General features: G+C 70.8%; 4 protein-coding genes, 1 pseudogene and 1 other annotated feature (1 of these 6 cut by a window edge). Of the genes and pseudogenes, 2 read left to right on the top strand and 3 right to left on the bottom strand.

Annotated elements, in window-relative coordinates; translation table 11 throughout:
- Positions 1 to 459: pseudogene (locus SSNG_RS05960) on the bottom strand (glycosyl hydrolase); the annotation flags it as partial.
- Between the two features lie 211 nt (positions 460 to 670).
- Between SSNG_RS05960 and SSNG_RS05955 the strand changes: the two are divergent.
- Complete coding sequence (locus tag SSNG_RS05955; protein ID WP_007262901.1) at positions 671 to 2,647, top strand: acetoacetate--CoA ligase; 1,977 nt, start codon at positions 671 to 673, stop codon at positions 2,645 to 2,647.
- A gap of 57 nt (positions 2,648 to 2,704) precedes the next feature.
- Complete coding sequence (locus SSNG_RS05950; RefSeq protein WP_007262900.1) at positions 2,705 to 3,646, top strand: hypothetical protein; 942 nt, start codon at positions 2,705 to 2,707, stop codon at positions 3,644 to 3,646.
- Between the two features lie 87 nt (positions 3,647 to 3,733).
- Here SSNG_RS05950 and ptsP read toward each other — a convergent pair whose 3' ends face one another.
- On the bottom strand, positions 3,734 to 5,404 hold the full coding sequence (gene ptsP / locus SSNG_RS05945) for a phosphoenolpyruvate--protein phosphotransferase (protein ID WP_007262899.1): 1,671 nt from the start codon (positions 5,402 to 5,404) through the stop codon (positions 3,734 to 3,736).
- Positions 5,405 to 5,482: 78 nt separating this feature from the next.
- Positions 5,483 to 5,932 (bottom strand): PTS glucose transporter subunit IIA, encoded by a 450-nt coding sequence (locus SSNG_RS05940; protein WP_007262898.1) that lies wholly within the window; start codon positions 5,930 to 5,932, stop codon positions 5,483 to 5,485.
- Positions 5,933 to 6,657: 725 nt separating this feature from the next.
- Positions 6,658 to 6,996 (top strand) — a sequence feature (mutual gap in cmsearch alignment for this rRNA model is longer than 100) (it continues 1,158 nt past the right edge of the window).

Here is a 6,996-nt window from a genome sequence, read left to right as displayed (position 1 = left end):
CGGGTCCCACCAGCGCGGCGGCAGCTCCCTCCGCAGCACCGCCCCGCCCGGCGTCCGCACCTCCACCGCCCCGTGCCGGGACACCGCCACCGTCACCCGCTCCGACACCACCCGCCAGCCACCCCCGGTGTCCGGCTCCAGCACCGCCCGCGGATCCGGCGCGGGACCACTGCCCACCACCGCGTACGAGGGCACCGGCTCCGCCCCGTCCCAGCCCCAGAACACCGCACCGCCCACGGTCACCCGTACCAGCAGCTCACTGCGCGCGAACCGCAGCACCCCACCGCCCGGCCGGGCCTCGGTCCCCGCCAGCAGCCCCGGGACCCGCGCCCGCTCCGCGCCCCGGCGCGGCAGCGCCCCGGCGTCCGCCCGCCGGTGGCGCCACGCCGAGCGCCAGGCCCGCCGCCCGCGCTCCGTACCGAGCTCCGTCACCGCACGCACCAGATCACGACCGTCCATGCCGGTCACCCTGCCACCGTCACCCCGCCGCGCGGGCGGCGTTCAGCTGCCGTTCACCCGGAAAACGATCAACCCGCCCGGCCCGGGACAGCTCTGGTGCGGATGTCGATCACGTGGCATGGTCCCTGTGAGCCGCCGCGCGCACACGACGCCGCGACGGAGCCGTACGCACACGAAGCGCGAGAGCCCAGACCTGACCGGGAGCCGACCCATGACCTCTGCCACCCAGCCGGAACCCCTCTGGTCCCCGAGCCCCGACAGGATCGCCGGAGCCCAGGTCACCCGCTTCCAGGCCTGGGCGGCCGAACGCTTCGGCGCCCCCGCCGACGGCGGCTACCCGGCCCTCCAGAGCTGGTCCGTCGACGAGCTCGACACCTTCTGGCAGGCCGTCGCCGAGTGGTTCGAGGTCCGCTTCACCACCCCCTACCGGGAAGTCCTCGCCGACCGCTCCATGCCCGGCGCCCGCTGGTTCACCGACTCCACCCTCAACTACGCCGAGCACGCCCTGCGCGCCTCCGAGGACCCCGCCCGCGCCGGGGACCCCGCCCTGCTCCACGTCGACGAGACCCACGAACCCGCCCCGCTCACCTGGGCCGAGCTCCGCCGCCAGGTCGGCTCGCTCGCCGCCGAGCTGCGCGCCCTCGGCGTCCGCCCCGGCGACCGCGTCAGCGGCTACCTCCCCAACATCCCCGAAGCCGTCGTCGCCTTCCTCGCCACCGCCACCGTCGGCGGGGTGTGGACCTCCTGCGCCCCCGACTTCGGCGCCCGCAGCGTCCTCGACCGCTTCGAACAGGTCGAACCCGTCGTCCTCTTCACCATCGACGGCTACCGCTACGGCGGCAAGGAGCACGACCGCCGCGAAACCGTCGCCGAGCTGCGCGAAGGACTCCCCTCCCTGCGCGCCGTCGTCCACATCCCGCTCCTGGGCACCGAGGCCCCCGAGGGCACCCGCGCCTGGGCCGACCTGACCTCCGGCACGCAGGACCCGGTCTTCGAACCGGTCCCCTTCGACCACCCGCTGTGGATCCTCTACTCCTCCGGCACCACCGGCGCGCCCAAGGCCATCGTCCAGTCCCAGGGCGGGATCCTCCTCGAACACCTCAAGCAGCTCGGCCTGCACTGCGACCTCGGCCCCGAGGACCGGTTCTTCTGGTACACCTCCACCGGCTGGATGATGTGGAACTTCCTCGTCTCCGGCCTCCTCACCGGCACCACCGTCGTCCTCTACGACGGCAGCCCCGGCTACCCCGACACCGGCGCCCAGTGGCGGATCGCCGAACGCACCGGCGCCACCCTCTACGGCACCTCCGCCGCCTACGTGATGGCCTGCAAGAAGGCCGAGGTCCACCCCTCCCGCGACTTCGACCTCTCCGCCGTCAAGTGCGTCGCCACCACCGGCTCCCCGCTGCCGCCCGACGGCTTCCGCTGGCTCCACGAGGAGGTCGCCGAAGACCTGTGGATCGCCTCCGTCAGCGGCGGCACCGACGTGTGCAGCTGCTTCGCCGGAGCCGTCCCGACCCTCCCCGTCCACATCGGCGAACTCCAGGCCGCCTGCCTCGGCACGGACCTCCAGTCCTGGGACCCGGCCGGCAAGCCCCTCACCGGCGAGGTCGGCGAACTCGTCGTCACCGCCCCCATGCCCTCCATGCCGATCCACTTCTGGAACGACCCCGACGGCAGCCGCTACCGCGACAGCTACTTCGAGATGTTCCCCGGCGTGTGGCGCCACGGCGACTGGATCACGATCACCGACCACGGCTCCGTCGTCATCCACGGCCGCTCCGACTCCACCCTGAACCGGCAGGGCGTACGGATGGGCTCCGCCGACATCTACGAGGTCGTCGAACGCCTCCCCGAGATCAAGGAATCCCTGGTCATCGGCCTGGAGGAGCCGGGCGGCGGCTACTGGATGCCGCTCTTCGTCCACCTCGCCCCCGGCGCCGTCCTCGACGAGGCCCTGCGCAAGAAGATCGCCGCCACCATCCGCGAGCAGCTCTCCCCGCGCCACGTCCCCGACGAGGTCATCGAGATCCCGGCCGTCCCGCACACCCTGACCGGCAAGCGCATCGAGGTGCCCGTCAAGCGCCTCCTGCAGGGCACCCCGATGGCCAAGGCGGTCAACCCCGGCTCCGTCGACAACCCGGAACTGCTTGGCTTCTACGAAGAGCTGGGCCGCACCAGGAGGTGACTGTCAGTGGCGGCGGTTACCGTGAGTGAGCAAGTGATCGCACGCTCAGGGGGAACCATGAACGCCACACCCGACACACCACGCACCACCACGACCGCACCCGCATCCGCGACCGCACCCGCGTCCGCGACCGCGTCACTGCGCCGCGAGGTCCCCAGCACCGTCGGCCTCATCACCGACCCCGGGGACTTCGCGGCCATGCGGCACTACCGCACCTTCGCCTTCGGCCACCACTACGAATACCCCGACTACCTCCGCCGCATCGACGCCCTGCTGCGCTCCCTCGCCGCCCAGGGCATCCACACCACCGTCGCCCTCTTCGACCCCGAGGAGTACGCCGGCTACTGCGCGGAACACGGCCTCGACCCGGACAGCCCCCACACCCGCAGCCGCTTCACCGCCGAACTCGCCGGCGGCCCGACACTGCCCTACGCCGGCCAGCCCGTCGAGGAACTCGTACCGCTCCTCGTCGACGAAGCCGCCCGGCAGTCCACCTGGGAGTACGCCACCGAGCTCCTCGCCGGCGTCGGAGCCTGCGCGGACTGCGGCGAGGACATCGGCAAGGCCTCCTTCGAACGCGCCGCCGACATGCTCGAACGCCTCGTGGCCGGCGCCGGACCCGGCCACCACCACCTCGTCTGCAGCGTCCCCGCCGAGGAGGAACAGCTCATCGCCGTCCTGCACGCCGAAGCGGCTGCCGCCCCCGGCACCCGGCCCCGGGTCCAGGGCCGCGAAGGCCTCGACTTCGTGACCGTCCTGGCCGCGGGCCTCGCCCTCGGCGGCTCAGGGGGACTGGTCCTGCGGAGCACCACCGAGGGCTACCGCGACCGGGTCCACGGCTGGCGCCTCGACCGGGGCCGCCTCGTCGCCCTCACCGCCGCGGCCGTGTTCGACGCCTACTGCACGGACGCCGACACCGGCGACCCCGTGGCCCCGGAACCCGGCGTCGAATACTGCCCCGGCTACGAGGTGGACGTCCCCGGCCCGCACCGCGAGTAGCCGGCGCGGCCCGACCGGCACCGGAAACGCCCGAGGGGCCCCCGCCACCGGCGAAGGCCCCTCGGAACCGACAACGCGTACCGCCCGCTACTCGCCGGACAGCACCGCCTGCGCGGCCACCCGCGCCTCCTCGGCACTGTCCGCGGCCCGCGCGGCGGCGGCCGCACGCTCGCACTGCGCGAGGGTGTGCTTGGCGAGCGTCGCCCGCACGTACGGGATCGACGCCGCACCCATGGACAAGGAGGTGACACCCAGACCGGTCAGCACACAGGCCAGCAGCGGATCCGAAGCGGCCTCACCACAGACACCGCAGCTCTTGCCCTCCGCCTTGGCGGCCTCGGCCGACATGGCGATCAGGTCGAGCAGCGCCGGCTGCCACGGGTCCTGGAGCCGCGACACCGCACCCACCTGCCGGTCGGCGGCGAAGGCGTACTGCGCGAGGTCGTTCGTACCCAGCGAAAGGAACTCCACCTCCTGCAGGATCGAGCGCGCCCGCAGCGCGGCGGAGGGGATCTCCACCATCGCGCCGAACTTCGCCACCAGACCGGCCTCGCGGCACGCGTCCGCGAACGCCTTCGCGTCCTGGCGGTCGGCCACCATCGGGGCCATGACCTCCAGGTAGACCGGCAGCCCCTCGGCCGCCTTGGCCAGCGCGGTCAGCTGCGTGCGCAGCACCTCCGGGTGGTCCAGCAGGGTCCGCAGACCGCGCACGCCCAGCGCCGGGTTCGGCTCGTCCGCCGGGGTCAGGAAGTCCAGCGGCTTGTCGGCGCCGGCGTCCAGCACCCGCACGACGACACGCCCCTCCGGGAACGCCTCCAGAACCTTGCGGTACGACTCGATCTGCTTCTCCTCGGACGGAGCCTTCTTGCTGTCGTCCAGGAACAGGAACTCCGTACGGAACAGGCCCACGCCCTCGGCCCCGGCCTCCACCGCGGCCGGCACGTCCGCCGGCCCGCCGACGTTCGCCAGCAGCGGCACCTTGTGACCGTCGGACGTCGCACCCGGACCGGAGGAGGCGGCCAGCGCGGCCTTCCGCTCGGCGGCCGCGGTCTCCAGCTCGGCCCGCTTCTCCGCGGTCGGCTCCACGAACAGGTCACCGGTGCTGCCGTCGACGGCGATGACCGTGCCCTCGGCGATCTCACACGCACCCGGCAGCGCCACGATCGCCGGCACACCGAGCGCCCGCGCGAGGATGGCGCTGTGACTGGTCGGCCCGCCCTCCTCGGTCACGAACCCGAGCACCAGCGCCGGGTCCAGCAGCGCGGTGTCGGCGGGAGCCAGGTCCCGGGCGATCAGCACGTACGGCTCGTCGCTGTCCGGGACGCCCGGCATCGGCACGCCCAGCAGCCGCGCCACGATCCGGTTGCGCACGTCGTCCAGGTCGGCCACCCGCCCGGCCATGTACTCGCCGGCCCCCGCGAGCAGGTCGCGGTAGGACGCGAACGCGTCGTAGACGGCGCGCTCGGCGGTGCTGCCGACGACGATCCGCCGGTCGACGTCCGACATCAGCTCGGGGTCCGTGGCGATCATCGCCTGGGCCTCGAGCACGTGCTGGGCCTCGCCACCGGCCAGCTGGCCGCGTGCGATCAGGTCGGCCGACACAGCCTCCACGGCCTGACGGGCGCGCCCCTGCTCGCGCTCCGCCTCGTCCGCGGCGATCTGCTTCGCGGGCGGTTCGAGCACGGCCGTACCCATGTGCCGAACCTCGCCGATCGCCACACCGTGGCTCACGCCGACGCCTCGCAGCGTTGTCTCCATTACACCCGTCTCCGATTGAGCGGCGGCTCCAGCCGCCGTGATGGATATCCGACTCGCCTGTGGGAGCAGGCGGAAGGGCTACTGCCAGCTGAAGAGGACGTCGTCCGGCTTGACGTCACCGGACTCGACGACGCCGGAGAGGGAGTCGTTCGTCGCCTCAAGCGCCACGACGGGGCAGATCGGGGACTTGCCGGCGGCCTCGACCGCGGCGGGGTCCCATCGGATTACCTCCTGGCCCCGGACCACGGTGTCGCCCTTGTTCACGAGGAGCTCGAAGCCCTCGCCGTTGAGCTGGACGGTGTCGATACCGAGGTGGGTCAGGACACCGTGGCCCTCGCTGTCGACGACCACGTACGCGTGCGGGTGGAGGGAAACGACCACACCGTCGACGGGAGACACCGCCGCGGAGGGTTCGCGCACGGGATCAATGGCGGTGCCCGGTCCCACCATCGCGCCGGAGAACACCGGGTCGGGCACTGCCGCGAGTCCGATGGCCTGCCCGGCGAGCGGGGACGTGACGCTGGTCATGGGGGCCTCCCAGGGGGTGGGGCTTCTTGGTGCCGCCGTCACTGCCTGTTGCGAACGGCGTACTCGTTTGAAGGATATTGCAGAGGTTGTACGGGTTCGCCCAATGTTGGTCCCGATCCGGACGGCCCTTGGACACGGAGACTAGTGGACTAGACCGGTGGACTAGACCATACGCGTGATTCGATTTGCCTGTCTCCCACGGGAGCTGTACTGTCGTGACTCCCGCCAGGACGTGCCGCGTGAACATCTCGCGAACAGTCGGTGGCCGGGACTCCTCCTCAATCAGTGATCGTCCGGATCTCCGCTTGATCGCTTTCCGCGTGCCTTACGGCAAAACGGAGAGTGGTCGGAGAGAACGAAAACCACTGATAGAGTCGGAACCGCCGGAAAGGGAAAGCGCGAAAGCGCAGGACCTGGAAAGCGAGCGAGAAAGACCCTGATAGAGTCGGAAACGCAAGAACGAAGAACGAAAGCCCGGAGGAAAGCCCGAGAGGGTGAGTACAAAGGAAGCGTCCGTTCCTTGAGAACTCAACAGCGTGCCAAAAATCAACGCCAGAAGTTGATACCCCGTCCACTCCGGTGGATGAGGTTCCTTTGAAAAAGACCTGTCGGGCCTTCGGGCACTGGCAGGCAACAACACAGCGAGGACGTTGTGGTCAGTCGGTCATATTCCGACCAAGACTGGCCCGCTCTTTCGTGCGTGTGCACCGGATTACCGGTAAACATTCATGGAGAGTTTGATCCTGGCTCAGGACGAACGCTGGCGGCGTGCTTAACACATGCAAGTCGAACGATGAAGCCCTTCGGGGTGGATTAGTGGCGAACGGGTGAGTAACACGTGGGCAATCTGCCCTTCACTCTGGGACAAGCCCTGGAAACGGGGTCTAATACCGGATAATACTCCTGCCTGCATGGGCGGGAGTTGAAAGCTCCGGCGGTGAAGGATGAGCCCGCGGCCTATCAGCTTGTTGGTGGGGTAATGGCCCACCAAGGCGACGACGGGTAGCCGGCCTGAGAGGGCGACCGGCCACACTGGGACTGAGACACGGCCCAGACTCCTACGG

The sequence above is a fragment of the Streptomyces sp. C genome (assembly GCF_000158895.1).
Taxonomy (GTDB): domain Bacteria; phylum Actinomycetota; class Actinomycetes; order Streptomycetales; family Streptomycetaceae; genus Streptomyces; species Streptomyces racemochromogenes.
The sequence above is the reverse complement of the archived record's forward strand: the minus strand, read 5'-3'. Positions and strand labels throughout refer to the sequence as shown.